Genomic DNA, 1,247 nt, shown 5'->3' on the forward strand with positions numbered 1-1,247 from the left:
CCAGGATGTCTTTGTCTTCTGCGTTGGCGGCGCCTTTCTCGCTCTCTTTGTGCATATCCACCACGGCGGTATTGAACCCGAAGTCGCCCGATATCAGCGCGGCACCTTGGCGGAGTTTGGCAGCGTTTTGTTCCAGCAGGCCGAGCCAGATGCTTTGGCCCCGTTGCAGTTCGGTCGTGACCAGGTCGCGGGCGTTGCTTTCGATGCTGTTGCGCACCACCCAGTAGCCCACTGCCTGCACCAGCAGCAGCAGCAGCAGTGAGCGCACTACGATGTGGGTAGACAGCCGCCAGCGGCCCACGTGCAGGCGCCGAAGCACCAGGGCGATCATGGGGCCAGTCCGTCCATTCGCACCGTGGCGTTGGCACCGGCGGCGGGCAGCACCAGTGCCTGGTCCAGCGGGGCCGCGCCCACCGCCAGGCGCTTGTGCCAGGTGCGCAGGCGGTAGTTGCCTGCAGGCACGTTGTCCAGGCTGAGCTTGCCGTCGGCTCCGCTGCGGCCAAAGTAGGGGGTTTGCACCACCACCACCCAGGCCACCATGTTGTCGTGGATGTTGCAGCCCAGCAAGGCGATGCCGGGTTTGTCGAACACCTCGGGGGCGGCGGCCGTGCCGATGTAGAGCTTGCGCTCGAAGCGCTTGGCTTCCGAGAACGAATACACGTGGTGGCGCACCGTGTCGCGGTTGGGGAACTGCACCGAAGTGCCCAAGGTGACCACCCGCACCTCGGGGTCAAACTGGCGGTTGATCTGCGAGACCTCGGCCCCCTGCAGGGGTTTGGCCGCTGCCGCCGCGTCTTTCGACTCCAGGTACACCACCGCGCCGACCAGGGGCTTGCCGGTGCTGTCCTGCATTTGTACCTGTACCGTGGCCGCCAGCACCGGCAAGGCGGCACACAGCAGGGTGGTCAGACATAAAAATAGGCGCATGGGCAGACAGGGTGAGAGAGTTACAAATTGTGGACGGATATTAATACGGGGCCGTCTGTTGTAACCAACTGTGGGGCTTAAATGTCGGCCTTCAGATAGTGCGCTCCGGCAATGGGGTTGTGGTAGTAGGGCGGCACCTCGGCGAAGCCCAGGTCTTCATACAGCGCGCGGGCGGCCTCCATATCGACCAGGGTGTCGAGCAGCACGCAGTCGTACCCAGCCGCGCGGGCGGCATCCAGCGCCGCTTCGACCAGTTGGCGGCCCAGGCCAAAGCCGCGAAAGGCTTTGCGCACGTACAGGCGTTTCATTTCGCTGGCGTT

The 1,247-nt window shown here is 64.2% G+C and carries 2 protein-coding genes and 1 pseudogene; all 3 read right to left on the bottom strand.

Features of this window, described 5'->3' with window-relative positions:
* Positions 1–331 (bottom strand): annotated as a pseudogene (locus tag AC097L_RS24950) (hypothetical protein); the annotation flags it as partial.
* Positions 328–927, bottom strand: coding sequence for a methylamine utilization protein (locus tag AC097L_RS24955; RefSeq protein ID WP_479589402.1), 600 nt, complete (start codon positions 925–927; stop codon positions 328–330). The pseudogene AC097L_RS24950 and the gene AC097L_RS24955, both read right to left, overlap by 4 nt.
* Positions 928–1,004: 77 nt before the next feature.
* On the bottom strand, positions 1,005–1,247 hold a 243-nt coding region (locus AC097L_RS24960), incomplete at its 5' end, for a GNAT family N-acetyltransferase (protein ID WP_479589403.1).

Source organism: Rhodoferax sp. RT5P35, from assembly GCF_056521385.1.